The sequence below is a fragment of the Mesocryomonas lacus genome, from assembly GCF_055730105.2.
Window position 1 is genome coordinate 19,198 of the sequence record NZ_JBUZWF020000004.1, and the last position, 15,590, is coordinate 34,787.

General features: G+C 65.5%; 16 protein-coding genes. 7 read left to right on the forward strand and 9 right to left on the reverse strand.

Annotated features, from left to right (window positions below; all coding sequences use genetic code 11):
• Window positions 1-4: 4 nt before the first annotated feature.
• Genes ACZLZQ_RS14320 through ACZLZQ_RS14360 form a run of 9 tightly spaced genes read right to left on the reverse strand, consistent with a single transcriptional unit; the run spans window position 5 to window position 6,980 of the window.
• Window positions 5-631, reverse strand: coding sequence for an urea carboxylase-associated family protein (locus ACZLZQ_RS14320; RefSeq protein WP_472949948.1), 627 nt, complete (start codon window positions 629-631; stop codon window positions 5-7).
• Complete coding sequence (locus tag ACZLZQ_RS14325; protein ID WP_472949950.1) at window positions 619-1,290, reverse strand: DUF1989 domain-containing protein; 672 nt, start codon at window positions 1,288-1,290, stop codon at window positions 619-621. Before ACZLZQ_RS14325 ends, ACZLZQ_RS14320 begins: the two co-directional genes overlap by 13 nt.
• A complete protein-coding gene (locus ACZLZQ_RS14330) occupies window positions 1,287-1,892 on the reverse strand; it encodes a DUF1989 domain-containing protein (RefSeq protein ID WP_472949951.1) in 606 nt (201 codons plus the stop codon). Before ACZLZQ_RS14330 ends, ACZLZQ_RS14325 begins: the two co-directional genes overlap by 4 nt.
• A 19-nt stretch (window positions 1,893-1,911) precedes the next feature.
• A complete protein-coding gene (locus ACZLZQ_RS14335) occupies window positions 1,912-2,862 on the reverse strand; it encodes an arginase family protein (protein WP_472949952.1) in 951 nt (316 codons plus the stop codon).
• Window positions 2,863-2,902: 40 nt separating this feature from the next.
• Entirely contained in the window at window positions 2,903-3,688 is a 786-nt protein-coding gene (locus ACZLZQ_RS14340; RefSeq protein WP_472949953.1) for an amino acid ABC transporter ATP-binding protein, read from the reverse strand.
• Entirely contained in the window at window positions 3,685-4,404 is a 720-nt protein-coding gene (locus ACZLZQ_RS14345) for an amino acid ABC transporter permease (RefSeq protein ID WP_472949954.1), read from the reverse strand. Before ACZLZQ_RS14345 ends, ACZLZQ_RS14340 begins: the two co-directional genes overlap by 4 nt.
• Window positions 4,405-4,409: 5 nt before the next feature.
• A complete protein-coding gene (locus ACZLZQ_RS14350; RefSeq protein WP_472949955.1) occupies window positions 4,410-5,069 on the reverse strand; it encodes an amino acid ABC transporter permease in 660 nt (219 codons plus the stop codon).
• 19 nt (window positions 5,070-5,088) lie between these two features.
• Window positions 5,089-5,946, reverse strand: coding sequence for a transporter substrate-binding domain-containing protein (locus ACZLZQ_RS14355; protein WP_472949956.1), 858 nt, complete (start codon window positions 5,944-5,946; stop codon window positions 5,089-5,091).
• 53 nt (window positions 5,947-5,999) lie between these two features.
• On the reverse strand, window positions 6,000-6,980 hold the full coding sequence (locus ACZLZQ_RS14360; RefSeq protein WP_472949957.1) for an agmatinase: 981 nt from the start codon (window positions 6,978-6,980) through the stop codon (window positions 6,000-6,002).
• Between the two features lie 60 nt (window positions 6,981-7,040).
• Here ACZLZQ_RS14360 and ACZLZQ_RS14365 point away from each other — a divergent pair, with 60 nt between their 5' ends.
• The 7 genes from ACZLZQ_RS14365 to ACZLZQ_RS14395 all read left to right on the forward strand — a co-directional run bounded on the left by ACZLZQ_RS14365 (window position 7,041) and on the right by ACZLZQ_RS14395 (window position 15,208).
• Complete coding sequence (locus ACZLZQ_RS14365) at window positions 7,041-8,045, forward strand: LysR family transcriptional regulator (protein WP_472949958.1); 1,005 nt, start codon at window positions 7,041-7,043, stop codon at window positions 8,043-8,045.
• 238 nt (window positions 8,046-8,283) lie between these two features.
• Window positions 8,284-9,024, forward strand: a complete 741-nt coding sequence (locus ACZLZQ_RS14370) for a FadR/GntR family transcriptional regulator (protein ID WP_472949959.1) — start codon at window positions 8,284-8,286, stop codon at window positions 9,022-9,024.
• Window positions 9,025-9,080: 56 nt separating this feature from the next.
• Window positions 9,081-9,983 carry a 5-dehydro-4-deoxyglucarate dehydratase gene (gene kdgD, locus ACZLZQ_RS14375; RefSeq protein WP_472949960.1) on the forward strand — a complete coding sequence of 301 codons (903 nt, stop codon included), beginning with the start codon at window positions 9,081-9,083 and terminating at the stop codon, window positions 9,981-9,983.
• Window positions 9,984-10,129: 146 nt separating this feature from the next.
• Window positions 10,130-11,644 carry an ABC transporter substrate-binding protein gene (locus ACZLZQ_RS14380; RefSeq protein ID WP_472949961.1) on the forward strand — a complete coding sequence of 505 codons (1,515 nt, stop codon included), beginning with the start codon at window positions 10,130-10,132 and terminating at the stop codon, window positions 11,642-11,644.
• Between the two features lie 63 nt (window positions 11,645-11,707).
• Window positions 11,708-12,622 (forward strand): ABC transporter permease, encoded by a 915-nt coding sequence (locus tag ACZLZQ_RS14385; protein ID WP_472949963.1) that lies wholly within the window; start codon window positions 11,708-11,710, stop codon window positions 12,620-12,622.
• Between the two features lie 4 nt (window positions 12,623-12,626).
• Window positions 12,627-13,553, forward strand: coding sequence for an ABC transporter permease (locus ACZLZQ_RS14390; protein WP_472949964.1), 927 nt, complete (start codon window positions 12,627-12,629; stop codon window positions 13,551-13,553).
• Window positions 13,550-15,208 (forward strand): ABC transporter ATP-binding protein, encoded by a 1,659-nt coding sequence (locus ACZLZQ_RS14395; protein WP_472949965.1) that lies wholly within the window; start codon window positions 13,550-13,552, stop codon window positions 15,206-15,208. The genes ACZLZQ_RS14390 and ACZLZQ_RS14395 overlap by 4 nt, the downstream gene beginning before the upstream one ends.
• Window positions 15,209-15,590 lie beyond the last annotated feature (382 nt).

A 15,590-nucleotide genomic window follows, 5' to 3' on the forward strand; every position in this document is an offset into this window, starting at 1 on the left:
ACCCTCAGAGCTCGTTGTGGACGCGGACAAGCAGGGCGCCCTGTCCGTCAGAGATGCCAAGATCGTTCGGCGCGGCGACGACGACGACGCGGCAGTCGATCAGGACGCGGAAAGTGACGAGTCGCCCCGGGGCGGGCGCCGAAGGCGTCGGCCTGAGACGCCCGGTTTGCTCGACGGCGACATTCATGAAAAGGTTCACCGGATCGGGATGCTTGCGTGCGGCAACGCCGCTGGCCGCGATGGCACCGGCGAGGAGTTCGACGCAACCCGGTCCCAAGAGTCCGACAGCTTCGAGCGAGGCGCCCGTCGAGGCCGGCATCAGGAGGTCGTTCGTCCCCGCACTGTCGCGTCCGAGCACCATAAGCGGCCGCCGCCGGTTCGTCACGAGGCGCATGCCTAGGGTCAGCCGGTAGGAATTGCTGAACACCCGCGTGTGGTGAGGCGACAGGAACTCGTCGCTTTCGGCGTCGGTGAAGGCGAAGAGCTGCGCCGTGCGGTTGCCCGCGACATCCTCGATGGTCAGGAGCTGCCCGCGGCCGACGGCAAGGTCGGCCGCGGTGCCATGGACGATTTCGCGGCGGCTTTCCGGCGGCAGCGGTGCCGGGTCGGGATGCTTCATCAGGAGCGGCATGGCTCGTCCTTTCCAGGCGTCGGCAACGTGTCGGAAATGACGATGCGGATGTCCGTGACCACCAAACCGTTGCCGGGGATAATGTCCTGCGGGCAGGGTGAAACGGCGCAGACGACGTCCATCAGCGCCTTGAGGACGAGATGGTCGCCCGGCCGACTGACCGGATCGGTCACCATCATCCGGCCATCGGGGGTCACCGGCCCGTTCTGAAAGAAGTTGAACGGCTCGGGAACGTGTAGAACGTCGATGCCGTAGCGCGCCAGCGGCTCGGCCATGTTTTCCAGACAGTTGCGGTGGCCCGGCACGCCAAAGTCGACGGCATAGCGGGTCGGGTCGCAAGCCGGCACGTTGGAATCATGGTGCCCCACCGTGTCGGCCACCAGCTCGAACATCGGCCGACCGCGCGAGGAGGCGAAGAACTCGCCGACCTCGACGAACAGGGACAGGTTGCGCCTGCGGGTGTGGACTGGTGAGAGCACCTCGGAAAGATCGTCGAGGCGGAGCGCGACGAAGTCGGCGGCCTGCCGGCCCTCGACGTCGATGAGGGTGATGTATTGCCCGGCTCTGGCCTCAAAGCTCCAGCCGAATCCGCCGGGTACAGTCTTGTCGCAGGCAGTGGCGGCGAAGGCGAGCGGCGGGCACGCGCATCCGGCGATCATTCGCTGACCGTGAAATGCGCTTCCGTCGGTGGGTGGCCGACGCCGTTGATCGGCAGAATGTCCTGTGGGCAGGCGCTGAAGGCGATGACGAGATCCATCTCCGCCCGCAGGGCGACGAAGCTGCCGGGCGTCGACACTGGCGCTTCGAACGAGATCGTGCGGTCCGGCTTCACCGGGATGTTCATGAAGAGGTTCAGCGGGCTCGGCGTTTCCGGTGCGTCGAGAGCGATCGCCTGCATGGCGGCGTGCAGGTTGTCCTCGCAGTTGTCATGATAGCCCTCGACGCCAAGGAAGGCGTAGCGATGCTTGTCGCAGGCCGCCACGAGGGTGTCGTGGATGCCGCCCGAGGTATCCTCGACGAGGGTAAGGATGGGACGGCGACGATTGGTAAGCATGGTGTCGCCAACGATCGGAATGATTTTCAGGATGTGGGCACGGCTGTGCTCCATCGACATGAACTCGCTGCGGTCCTCGGCATTGAAGGCCCATGTGTCGACGACCTGATCGCCATGGGTATTGATGACCCTGACGATCTGGCCCTTCCTGACGAGCGCTGCCTTGCCGCTGCGAGCGGGAATGGTAACGGGATGGTCGGTGTGCATGATGTCCTCCTCGTGGGTTTCAGGCAGTATGCCGCTTGTGCTGCCAGCGCGGCTGGGCGCAAATCTCGCCCATAAAACCGATGATGACCGTCGCGGCGAGATAGGCGGTGGCCCCCGTGCCGACGTCGAGTGGCGGGTTGACCTCGACGAGGTCGAAGCCGACGACCTCGTTGCGTTCAGCAACGAGTTTCAGCGAGTCGCGCAGCTCCGCATAGGTGAGGCCGTCCGGCTCGGCGGAGACGCAGCCCGGCACCAGCGACAGGTCGAGCGCGTCGATGTCGATGCTGACATAGACGGGCGCACCTTCCGGCAGGAGCGCGGCGATGCCGGCGGGGCCGAGGCGGTGGAATTCGGGCATGGTGACGACACGGTTGCCGCCGGCCTCGATGTCGTCGTGCTGCTGACGCGAGCTGCGCAGGCTCCGGATGCCGATCTGCGTAAGGCCCAGCGCCGTCTCCAGCCCGGCCATGTGGCGGAAGGCGTGGCCGTTGGTGAACCGCAGTCCATCGGCTTCTTCGGCATAGTCCATGTGGGCGTCGAAATGCAGGATGTGCACGGGGCGATCGAAGGCGCGGAAAATTGGATAGGCGATCGAATGGTCGCCCCCGAGGCCAACCGGCAGCGCGCCGCGGTCGAGGATGCCGCGCACGGTCGCGGTAATGTTCTCGAAGCTCCTGTCGACATTGGTCGGCGCGATGTCGACGTCGCCGACGTCAGCGATGAGGCTCTGCTCCATCTCCTCGAGGAGCAGGGTGCGACGTGTCGCCGGATCGTAGATGCCGCCGGTGTAGCGCAGCGAATGTTCGCGGATGGCCCGCGGCCCCATGCGCGATCCCGGCAGGAACGGGGAGCCCTCGTCGAAGGGCACGCCATAGACGGCGATGGCAGCGTCGAGGGTCGCGAGGTCCTGGCAGATCGGCGCCCGCAGGAACGAAGGGATGCCCACAAAGGGTCGGTCGATACGGGGCATCGTCACTCCTTGTCTCGCGGAAACTTCCTGCAAAACGCCGTCAGAAGGCGTCGCGGCCGGCATGGATGATGGCTAGAAAGGCGGCAACACGAGGATCTTTTGGGGCGGTCATCACCTGGCTCGCCTTGCCGTCCTCGATGATCCGGCCGGCTTCCATGAAGGCGATGCGGTCGGCGACATGCGCGGCGAAGCCGATTTCGTGGGTGACGACCACCATGGTCATGCCCGTGGCGGCGAGTTCGCGCAGCAGCGTCAGTACCTCGCCGACGAGTTCGGGATCGAGCGCCGAGGTCGGCTCGTCGAACAGCATCAGCGCCGGGTCCATGGCCAGCGCCCGGGCGATCGCTACCCGCTGCTTCTGGCCGCCCGACAGCGCGTAGGGGAAGCGCTCGGCCTTGTCGCCGAGTCCGAGGCTGTCTAGGAGGGCGTCGGCGCGGGCCGTCGCTTCGGCGCGCGAGCGGCGCAGTACCACCATCTGCGGCAGGACGATGTTCTCGCGGGCCGAGACATGCGGCCAGAGGTTCAGCTGCTGGAACACCATGCCGATGCGCGGCCGCATGGCGTCAATCTCCTGCCGGGTCTGGCGGCGGATCGTGTCGCCGACCCGCTCGCGGCCGAGCGGCTTGCCGTCGACAAGAATGAAGCCGTCGCTCGGCTGCTCGAGCCAAGTCAGGCAGCGCAGCAGCGTGCTCTTGCCGCAACCGCTGGGGCCGATCAGGGCGACGACCTCGCCCTTGGCGACATCGAGATACACCTCGTCGAGGGCCCGGACACCGCGGAAATTCTTGCTGAGCGCGCTGACGCTGAGGGCGAGGTCGGGCTTCATGCATCCCTCCGGTCGAACGACAGGAAGCTTGCCGCCAGCCTGCTGCGGGAAACGTTCTCGCGCTCCGCTTGGCCGAACCGGCGCTCCAGCCAAGCGGCGGCCTGCGCGACCACCAGGCTAATCAGCCAGTAGAGCAGCGTCACCGCCGCGAAGGCCTCGAACGGCGCGAAGGTGTTGCCTTGGACGATCAGGCTCTGGAAGGTCAGCTCGCTGACGGTGATCGAGCTCAGCACGGCCGACTCCTTGATCATCGTCAGCGTCATGTTGGTCGAGGGCGGGATCAGGCCCCGCACGATCTGCGGGAAGACGACATGGCGCATCGCCTGCAGCGGCGACATTCCGATGACCCTCGCCGACTCGAACTGGCCCTTCGGCAGCGCGAGGATCGCTGCGCGCACGATCTCGGCGTAGTAAGCGCTGGCGAACAGCGACAGAGCGATCGTGCCGGTGATGACCGCAGGAAGACGGATGCCGGAGAAGGGCAGGCCGTAATAGACGAGGAAGACGATGATGATGAAGGGGATCGCCCGCAGCACAACCACATAGGTCTTGACGAACCCGCGTATCACAGTGCTCGGCACCAGCGACAGGAGGGCGAGGGCGATGCCGATGGCGTAGCCGATGACGAAGGCGGCAGCGGTGATGCGGATGGTCAGCCAAGCGCCCTCTAGAAACAGCGGCCAGTACTGAAGAAGAATGCCGGTATCGAATGTCATGCTCGCTATGCCCTCGCATCGGCGGTGCGGCGTTCGAGGACGGTGCCGACCGCCATGACCGCGAGATTGAGCACGAGGAAGCAAAGGGCCGCACCGACCAGCGTCTCGAACGGTCGGTAACTGGCGCTGGAAATCTGCTGGGCGGTGCGCAGCACGTCGACGACGGTGATGACGGAAAGAAGTGCCGTACCCTTGACGACGATGGTGATCTCGTTGACCAGCACCGGCAGGATCTTCCGGAACAGCTGCGGCAGGATGACCTTCTGCCAGATCGCCCGGCGCGACAGGGCCAGTGCGCTCGCCGCTTCGATCTGTCCGGGGTCGATGGTCTGCAGGCCCCCGCGCATCATCTCGGTAATGAAGATGGCGCTGTTCAGCGCGATGGCCGCAACGCCTGCCACCTCCGGCCTCAGGTCGATGCCGAACACGGGAATGACGTAGTAGAACAAAAAAATCTGGATCAGTAGCGGGGTGCCGCGGATGAACGAGATGAGGCCGGCAAGCGCCGCGTTGACCGCGGTAATCTTCAGCGAGCGCAGGATGGTGAGCCCCGTCCCGCCGATCACCGCGATCACGATGATGATCGCGGCAAGCCGCGCATTGATCAGCGCCGCCGTCGCCAGCGCCGGCATGACGGAAAGCAGGTAGTCGAACTGGAAGGACAAGCCCGATCTCCGCTTGAGGTCAGAGGGCGTTCGGCGGAAGGTAGCCCGTGTCGGGGATTTCCATCTTGAAGCCGAACCATTTCTCCTGCAGCTCGCCGAGGCGGCCGTCGTCGCGCATCGTCTTGATGACGCCGCTGATGAAGTCGCGAAGGTCAGTGTCCTCCGGACGGGTCACCCAGGCGAGATAGGTGTAGCCTCCTTCAACATCGACCGGCCCGAGAAGCTCGAAGGTCTCCGGGCGTTCCTTGACCAGGACGGCAAGTGTCGGCAGCGACTGAATCACCGAGTCCACCTCGCCGTTGGCGAGCGCCAGGTAGGCTTCGGGGAAGGCGGTGAAGAGCTTCAGATCGGCATAGCCGCTGCCGCCGGCGGCTTTCAGCTTTGCGTCGAAGTCGCGCGTTGTTGGCTCAGTCGAGGAGGCGAGTTGGGTGGCGACGACCTTGCCGTTCAGGTCCTCGGCTTTGGTCATCGGATCACCCTTGCGCTTGGCTGCATAGGGCTGACCGTCGGCGATCGGGAGCGTGTAGGCGTAGCGCTTCGCACGCTCCTCGTTGATGCCGACGGTGGTCGCGACGAAGTCGAACTTGCCGGCGAGGACGCCCGGCAGGATGCCTTGCCAGGGCAGGTCCAGCTGCTCGACTTTGACACCGAGGGCTTTGACCACCTCCACAAGTATGTCGCTGCCGTAGCCGACGATCTTACCGTCCTTGACGAATTCGAACGGCGGATAAGCCGCTTCCGTGCCGACGGTGACCGTGCCGGTACGTTTGATCTTCTCGATCGTCGTTTCGGCGAAGGCGAACCGCGTCGACAGCGTGGTGGTCAGTGCAGCGCCCCCGGCGATGAGTCCGAAGTGCCTGCGGGTGATAGGCGGCATGGGAAGGCTCCAGGTTAAGGAAAGGTCGCGGGTTCGGCTCGGGTGGAGGCGGGTTACTTTGCGGTGGCGGCGGGCTCGAAGTAGTCGGCGCGCACGGCCGCGCCGATCAGGTTGACGATCAGCCTGCCGGCCACGACGCTGGTGATGTTGTTAAGGTCGATCGAGGGCGTGATTTCGACGATGTCCATGCCCAGTACCCGGCCCTTACGGACCAGCGCGTGGATCAGCTTGCGCACCTGGTGGAATGTGAGTCCGCCCGGCGCAGGGCCTTCGACCGCCGGCATCACCGAGGGGTCGAGGCCGTCGGCGTCGATGGTAATGTAGTAGCGCCCGCCATCGGGGATGCGGTCGATGATCGCATCGATGCCGAGGTCGTGCACCTCGAAGGCCGGGATGATGTTGGAGCCATAGGCTTTGGCCGCTGCCACTTCCTCGGGCCGTGCGCTGCCGGCCGAGCGGATACCGATCTGGTAGATGTCGCCGATGTGGTCCATCTCGGAAGCGCGGCGGATCGGGCTGGAGAGGCCGTCGGAGACGCCGTTGACGTGGTCGCGCCAGTCAATGTGGGCGTCGACCTGGATTAGCGTGATCGGCCCTTTGCCGTCGGCATCCTCGAGCGCCCGAAAAATTGGAATCGGGATGCCGTGGTCGCCGCCTACTGTGATCGGCATGGCGCCGGCCTTCAGGATCTTGCGCATCGCCGCCTCGGCGCGGGCGAAGTGGCCGCGGTGATCGGCGATGTCAAAGGGGACGTTGCCGACGTCCACGGTTTTCACCGCCCGGTCGTCGTAGATCGTCCCGCCGACGTCGAAGTCGTAGCGCTCGAGACCGCGGGAGATCCGATCGGTCACGGCACGCACGGCGTCGGGCGCCCGGGTCTGGTCGTTTGATACGGCGTGCGGCTCGTAGGCGTTGCCGTAGGGCATTCCGATGAAGACGATATCGGCGTCGAGGCTGTCGAGGTCGCTGACGTAGGGCGCGTAGAGAAATGTTTTGTGGTGCTCGGCAGGAGCGACAGTCAGCGGCTGGGACATGGCTTCCTCAATGGTCATTTCTGCTGCAGTCTGAACGATTATTGAACATGCATTCGCACAATGTTTAATCTCTTCATTACGATGCCTGTATTGGAGCAGTATCGCAATTGCCAATGCGGAAACCATGCTTGTATGATCTGCAACATGAACTACGCTTCACCCACGCCCATCGCGAGTTTGACGGAAAGTGACCTTCGACTGATGCGGATCTTCAGGGTCGTCGCGTCCAGCGGGGGGCTTTCGGCAGCGGAATTCAGCCTGCACATGGATCGATCGACGATTAGTCGTCACATCAAGGCGCTGGAGCTTCGGCTCGGCGGCTGCCTGTGCCTTAGGGGGCCCGCCGGCTTCGAATTGACCGAGCTCGGAGAGACGGTCCTGGCGGCGGCCATCGCCGCCTGCGACACGCTCGACGCGGTGCGCGACGACCTGAACCAAGCGCGCAACATTCTCACCGGGGAGTTGATCGTCGGCATTGCCGACAACTGTCTTAGCAATCCCGCATGCCGCGTCGACGAAGCGCTGGCGATGCTGGGGGCAGAGGCCCCAGCGGTCCGCCTTCAGGTCGTGGTGCGTCCGCCGGCCGATCTGGTGCGCGAGTTGCACGCCCGGCATTTGCATCTCAGCATCAACGGTGCCGCGCCGCAGGACCAAGACTCCGTCCGGCACGAACTCTTCGACGAGGAGTTCCGGCTGTATGTCCGTGGCGGCGGGAAGGTGCCGAGAATCGACGACCTTGCACCGCTCGGCTACTCCGTGGTCACGCGCTTTGCCGATCCGCACAGCGCCGGCCTGCTAGCCGCGCTGCGGCTGGAGCACGCCGCGGTGGCCTCCGGCCTCGAGGCAGCGGCCATTCTCGTCGCCGGCGGTCGTCACGTCGGCTATCTGCCTGACCATTATGCGGCGACGCTGCATTCCCGGATCGATCTCGTCGAGGTCGAGGGAGCGGTGCCTCTGCGCTACGGCATAAAGTTCCACCTCCGCTACGAGCGAAGCCGCCCGCTCACCGCCGCTGGCCGGCGCTTTCGCGACATCGTCCGCCAGCGCCACGCTGTCGCGGCGTAGGGCGGCGCGAGAGTATGCCCGAGATGTCGCACGCCCTGGCGCAAACGCGTGCCAGCAGGGGCGCATCTCTGCTACCGGACTCCGCTGAAAGGTGTCCACCGGGTACAAGCGTCGAATGGTAACGGAGATCTGCAGACACTGGAGTATCGCAACATGCGGTCAAGGGTAGTCATATGATGACAGGATGGCCGGCGGGGTTTATGAAGCATGGACCGATCGTCCATGCCAGGAGGCCCTGTTGCCCCGAACACGAAACGCCCAACCTCAGCCGCTGCGGGAAGTCGTCATAGAGACGCTCCGCAAGCAGATCATTGATGGCGATTACGCACCCGGCGACCAGTTGCCGACCGAACCCGTTCTTGTCGCCCGGTTCGGCTACAGCCGTACCGTGATCCGGGAAGCGCTGGCAGCTCTGCGCGCCGATCGGCTGATCGATTCCCGACATGGCGTCGGCGTCTTCGTGCTGGGACCGAGCCGCCCGCCGGCGGAGCTCGAACTGTTCAGCCAGGCGACCGACAAGATCTCCGATATCATCGAGGAACTGGAGTTGCGGATCGGCATCGAGGTCGAGGCCGCAGGGCTTGCAGCCCTCAGAAGCTCGCCCGCGCAGGAGGCGGAGATCCAGTCGCTGGTGGATGACTTCCAGGCGCTCGTCGACCGTGGGGAATCGACGGACGAGGCGGATTTTCGGTTCCACATGGCGATCGCTCGCGCCACCAATAACGGACGCTTCCAGGCCTTCCTCGAGCATGTCGGCAAGCGGATCATCCCGCGTGTGAAATTCCGCTCGGTGATGGGCGGCGTCGATCCCCTGCCGAACCGCGACCACATCCTTCTCAAGGAACACGAGGAAGTGGCCGAGGCGATCTCGGCCCGGGACGCCGAACAGGCGCGCGATGCCATGCGGCGGCACCTGCAGGGCGGGATCAAACGCTACCGGGCCCTGATGCGGTCGCGATCGTCCGACCCCTCGGCTTGACCGCACGACATAGTCATCATATGACTACGCATCGAAGTCATATGATGTGAGGCAGAATGTCCCCCCAAGAAGTCAAGCGCGCGCTCTCTGCCGGTCTCCTGTCCTTCCCCGTCACACATTTCGACGCGGCGGGGGCGCTGAACCTCGAAAGCTACGGCCGCCACGTCAACTGGCTGTCCGGCTTTGACGCGACAGTGCTGTTCGCAGCCGGCGGCACGGGCGAGTTCTTTTCGCTCACCCCCGCGGAGGTTGGCGACGTCACGCGGGCGGCCAAGGAGGCCGCAGGGTCGGTTCCCATCGTCACCGGCTGCGGCTATGGCACGGAAATGGCCAAGGACGTCGCGCGGCGGGCAGAGGAGGCCGGAGCCGACGGCCTGCTGCTGCTGCCGCACTACCTGATCGGCGCCTCCCAGGAAGGCCTCTTCCGCCACATCAAGGCAGTGTGCGGCGCGACCGGGCTCGGCGTCGTTGTCTACAACCGTGCGAACTCGGTGGTGAACGCCGATACGCTCGCCCGGCTTGCCGAGGCCTGCCCGAACCTCATCGGCTTCAAGGACGGCACCGGCCAGATCGCGCTGGTGCGCGAGGTTTCCGTGAAGCTCGGTGACCGTCTCTGCTACATCGGTGGCATGCCGACGCATGAAATGTATGCCGAGGCCTTCAACGCGGCGGGTGTCACCACCTATTCCTCGGCCGTCTTCAACTTCGTGCCCGAACTGGCGCTTCGCTTCTACACGGCCCTGCGCGCCGACGACCGGGCGACGATGGAGACGATCCTGAGGGACTTCTTCTACCCGTTCGCCACGATCCGCGACCGGCAGACCGGCTATGCCGTCTCGATCATCAAGGCGGGCGCGGCCGCGGTCGGGCAGACGCCGGGTCCGGTCCGCCCGCCGCTGACCGACCTGACCGGCGAAGAGCGCGAAATGCTGGCGGACCTTATCCGCCGCAATTCCTGACAACGTTCCGCGCGTCTTACGGGCGGGCGATGAGACGGCGGGCGCGGTGTGGAGGCGCCCCGTCCGAGCATGCGGACCGGGCCATGCGCGGTCTTCCGGACGTCCAGGGGCGATTGACGCGCCGGGCGACACGATCATTTGGGAGGATGACCATGAAGACTTCGCGCATTCTAACGGCGACGCTCGCGCTGCTCGCCGGGTCCATCGCTTTGCCGGCGCTCGCGCAGCCCGCCAATGGCGACATCACCATCGTCTTGCCGGAGCAGCCGAGCAATCTCGAGCCCTGCGGCTCGATCCTGACCGATGTCGGCCAGGTCGTCAGCCAGAACATCACCGAGGCGCTGACCACCGTCGATCCCAGCAATGGCTCCGTCCAGCCGAAGCTCGCGACGTCCTGGGAGCAGACGGCACCGTTGACCTGGCGGTTCAAGCTGCGCGAGGGCGTCACCTTCCAGGACGGCGAGAAGTTCAATGCCGAGGCGGTGCGCTTTGCCGTCAACCGCATGACCAGCAAGGTCTTCACCTGCAACAACCTCGCCAAGTTCGGCAGTGACACCCTGGCGATCACGCCGGTCGATGATCTGACCGTCGACATTACCTCGACCCAGCCGCAGCCGATCCTGCCGACGCTCATCAGCGTCGCGATGATCGTCTCGCCAAAGACGGCCGTCGACGCGGCGACCAACGCGCCCGTCGGCACCGGGCCATTCGCGCTCAGTGAGGCGACGCCGGAGCGCATCGTCCTGACCCGGCGCGATGGCTACTGGGGCGAGGCCCCGGCGGTGACCAAGGCGACCTATGTCTGGCGCGAGGAATCCTCGCTGCGCGTGGCGATGATCCAGACCGGCGAGGCGGACCTGACCCCGACCATCGCGCTGCAGGACGCGACCGATCCGGCGCGCGACTTCTCCTATTTGAACTCCGAGACCACGGCCATTCGCATCGACATGGACTATGCGCCGCTCGACGACGTCCGGGTGCGCAAGGCGCTCAACATGGCGATCGACTGGGAGGGGCTCGCCACCCTCTTCGGCGACGACGCGCTGCGCGCTTCGCAGATGGTCGTGCCGGGCATCAACGGCCACGACAAGGCGCTGGCGCCCTGGGCTTTCAATGCCGAGGCCGCGCGTGCCCTGATCGAGGAGGCCAAGGCCGCCGGCGTGCCGGTCGATACCGAGATCAACCTCGTCGGCCGCAACGGCATCTATCCCAACGGCACTGAGGCGCTGGAAGCGATGATGGCAATGTGGACCGATGTCGGCCTCAACATTAAGCTCACCATGCTCGATGTCGCGGACTGGACGCGCTACCTGCAGAAACCGTTCCCGGCCGATCGTGGCCCGACCCTGCTGCAGATCCAGCACGACAACAACAAGGGCGACGCCGCCTTCACCGTGCCGCTGCTCTACCGCTCGTCCGGCAGCTATTCGACGCTCTCCGACACGGCGCTCGACGGCGAGATCGACGCGGCGCTCGCAGCCACGGGCGCGGAGCGGACGAAAGCCTTCGAGACCACTTTCAAGAAGGTGCACGATGAGCTGGCGGCGGACGTGCCGATGTTCCACATGGTCGGCTACACCGCCGTCGGGCCGCGGCTCGACTGGCGCCCGAGCCTGGCGACGAACAGCGAGATTCCGCTCGGCCAGATCCGCTTCAAATAGGCCAGCCCGGCGGGGAGCAGCACGCTGCGCCCCGCCACCGCATCTCCAATGGATTGGTCGCCCATGTTCGGCTTCATCGGCAAGCGCGCCTTCAACAGCGCGGTCTCCATCTTCGGCCTGCTCATCCTCGTTTTCGCGCTGACCCGGCTGACGGGCGATCCGGCGGCACTGTTCCTGCCGCTGGATTCGAGCTTTGAGGCGCGGCAGGAATTCAACCGGCTGAACGGTTTCGACCAACCCATCATCAGCCAGTTCTTCACCTATCTCAGCAATCTCGCGCATCTCGACTTCGGCATGTCGCTGCGCCAGAATCGGCCGGCAATGGAGGTTGCGCTGGAGGCCTTCCCGCGCACGCTGCAGCTCGCCGCCATCGCCATCGGGCTGGCGATCTCGCTGTCGCTGCTGGTCGGCGCGCTCGCCGCCGCCCGTCCCGGTAGCTGGTTCGACCGGGTGTCGGGCTTCATCTCGCTGGCCGGCGCCAGTGCTCCGGATTTCTGGGTGGCGATCGTCGGCGTGCTGGTCTTCTCGGTCGGCCTCGGCTGGCTGCCCACCTCCGGCGCCGGCGGCATCCTGTTCTGGATCATGCCGATCTGTGTTCTGACGCTGCGTCCCTTCGGCCTGCTGGTCCAGGTGGTGCGCGGCACCATGATCGGCGTCCTCGCCATGCCGCATGTGAAGACGGCGCGGGCCAAGGGCGTGTCGCCGAAGTCGATCCTGCTGCGCCACGGTTTGCGCAATTCGATGCTGCCCGTCGTCACCGTCGCCGGCGACCTTGCGGCGAGCCTAGTCAACGGCGCTGTCGTGGTCGAGACAATCTTTGGCTGGCCTGGCATCGGCAAGCTGATGATCGACTCGATCATCCAGCGGGACTTTGCCGTGGTGCAGAGCACGATCCTCGTCACCGCCTGCGCGATCTTCATTCTCAACATCCTGATCGACCTTCTCTACGCCGCGCTCGATCCGCGCATCAGGTACTGAGCCCATGAGCGAGACTTCCCTTCTGATAGACACCCAGCCCGCTGGCCTTGGCCGCCTGCGTAGCTGGGGCGGCTGGCTCTGGCGCGACAAGCTCGCCCTCGTCTCGATGATCTTCCTGGTAATGATCGCGCTGACGGCGCTTCTGGCACCGCTGCTCATCGGCGATGCGGCGACGAAGCTCGGCCTGCGACAGCGCAACCTCGCGCCCTTCACCTTCAGTGGCGGCTGGCTCTACGTGCTCGGCGCCGACACGCTCGGCCGCTCCATGTTGGCGCGTCTGCTGGTCGGGGCCCGCAACACGCTCGGCATCGCCGCCGCGGCGGTCTTCGTCTCCATGCTGGTCGGCGGCGCCCTCGGCCTCATCGCCGGCTATTCCCGGCGCTGGTTCGCGCAGGTCATCCTGCGGGTCGCCGACGTAATCATGAGCTTTCCGTCGCTGCTGCTTGCCCTCATCGTGCTCTACCTCCTCGGCCCGAGCATCACCAACCTCATCATCGTCCTCGCCGTCACCCGCATCCCGATCTACCTGCGCACGACGCGCGCCGAAGTGCTGGAACTGCGCGAGCGGATGTTCGTGGAGGCGGCGCGCTCGATGGGCGCCGGTCACCTGCGCATCGTGCTCCGCCACATCGCGCCCCTTACCATCCCGACCTTGGTGACGATCGCAGCGATCGACTTCGCCTCGGTGATCCTGGCAGAGTCCGCGCTGAGCTTTCTCGGACTTGGCATCCAGCCGCCGGCCTTCACCTGGGGCGCCATGGTCGCCACCGGCCGCGGCTATCTGCAGACCGCCTGGTGGGTGGCATTCTGGCCGGGCCTCCTGATCATGATGACGACGCTGGCTCTGAACATCGTCGCGAGCTGGGCCCGTGTCGCCTCCGACCCGCAGCAACGCTGGCGCCTGCAATCCTTGAGGAGGGCGCCGCGATGAGCGCTTTAGAGCTGCCCGTCCTCGAGATCCGCAACCTCACAGTTGACTTCCTGTCGGACGCCGAGCCGGTGCGCGCCGTCGACGGCATCAACCTCTCCGTCCGCCGCGGCGAGACGTTGTGCATTCTCGGCGAAAGCGGCTCAGGCAAGAGCGTCAGCGCCAGCACCGTGCTCGACATCCTCGATACTCCGCCGGCCGACATCGTCTCCGGCAGCATTCTCTTCGAGGGGCAGGACCTCGCGACGCTCGACCCGAAGGCGCGACGCGCCCTTAACGGCCGCCGCGTGGCGATGATCTTCCAAGACCCGCTCGCTCATCTCAACCCGGTCTACAGCGTCGGCTGGCAGATATCCGAAGTGTTCCGGGCGCACGACGTCTGCGACGGCGCCGAGGCCCGCAAAAGGGGCGTCGAGCTGCTGCGCCGCGTCGGTATTCCCGAGCCGGAGGAGCGCTTCGACCGCTATCCGCACGAGTTCTCCGGCGGTCAGCGCCAGCGCGTGATGATCGCCATGGCGATCGCCCTGCAGCCCTCGTTGCTGATCGCCGACGAGCCGACGACGGCGCTCGACGTCAGCGTCCAGGCGCAGGTCCTCGACCTCCTGAAGGACCTACAGCGCGAGTTCGGCATGGCGCTGGTGCTGATCACCCATGATCTGGAGGTCGCCGCCAGCATGGCCGACCGGGTCATCGTCATGCGGCGCGGCAAGGTGGTCGAGGAGGGCATGGCTGAGACCGTTTTCACCCAGCCGGCCGATGCCTACACCCGCCAGCTGATGAACGCGCTGCCCGCGCATGGCGATCCGGGCGAGGGGAGGCGGGCGGGCGCCTCGACCGGCGAAGTGCTGCTCGACGTGCAGGGCCTGACCAAGGTCTACCATCTCTCGCGCGGCCTCTTCTCGTCGCCGCGTTCGACCGCCGCCGTCAACGATGTCTCCTTCCAGGTGCGCCGCGGCGAAACGCTCGGCATCGTCGGTGAATCCGGCTCCGGCAAGTCCAGCGTCGCCAAGATGCTGCTGCGGCTGAGCGAGCCGACGGCGGGCCGGGCGCTCTACCGCGGCGACGACATATTCGCCATGCTGCCGAAGGAACTGCTGGCCCTGCGCCGCAAGGTTCAGATGGTGTTCCAGGATCCCTATGGCTCGATGAACCCGCGCATGGACGTCCACGCCATCATTTCCGAGCCCTGGCGGATCCACGACGACATCCTGCCGAAGACGCGCTGGAACGGGCGCGTCGCGGAGTTGCTCGAGCTGGTCGGCCTGAAGCCGGAATGGTCGAAACGCTATCCGCACCAGTTTTCCGGCGGCCAGCGGCAACGCATCGCGATAGCGCGGGCCCTCGCCAGCGATCCCGAGCTGATTGTCTGCGACGAGGCCGTTTCCGCGCTCGACGTCTCGGTACAGGCGCAGGTCATCAACCTCCTTGCCAATCTTCGCGACCGGCTGGGGCTCTCCTACATCTTCATCACCCACGACCTGCCGGTGGTCCGGAACTTCGCCGACCGAATCCTCGTCATGCATAGGGGCAGGTTGGTGGAGGAGAACGATACGATCGCGCTTTTCGACAATCCTGTCGATCCCTATACCCGGGCACTTCTGTCCTCGAACCCGCGACCGAAATGGGAGACGAAAGTGCCTTCCTCGCCGGCGCTCTGACCTTGCCACGCCCGCTGGATCGAGCGATTGACAATGGGCTGCGACAACTCGCGGGTTACCCCCTTTCGGCAGGTTGCTTCTGTGTCTACGCCGCAAAGGTTCTGCCCTCTGCGCGGACGACGTGAGTCGGCCACGAAGATGACAAGCATCTCCCCGATGGATCGGTTACTCCAAGTGACATTGCGATGGTCGAGGCAGTTATGCAGGCGTTTCTCAACGCTTCAAAGCGGTTGATAGACGACGTCAGATTTTGAGCCAATCCCTCAGCGGCGTCGGCGACTTAAGTGGGTCGTGGGCAGAGTGGCAGCTAAGTGCGAGTTCGCGCCGCACGTGGATAGGTAGCTTTCGGCCCAAGGCCGCATCGGAAATCATTTCCGGCTTG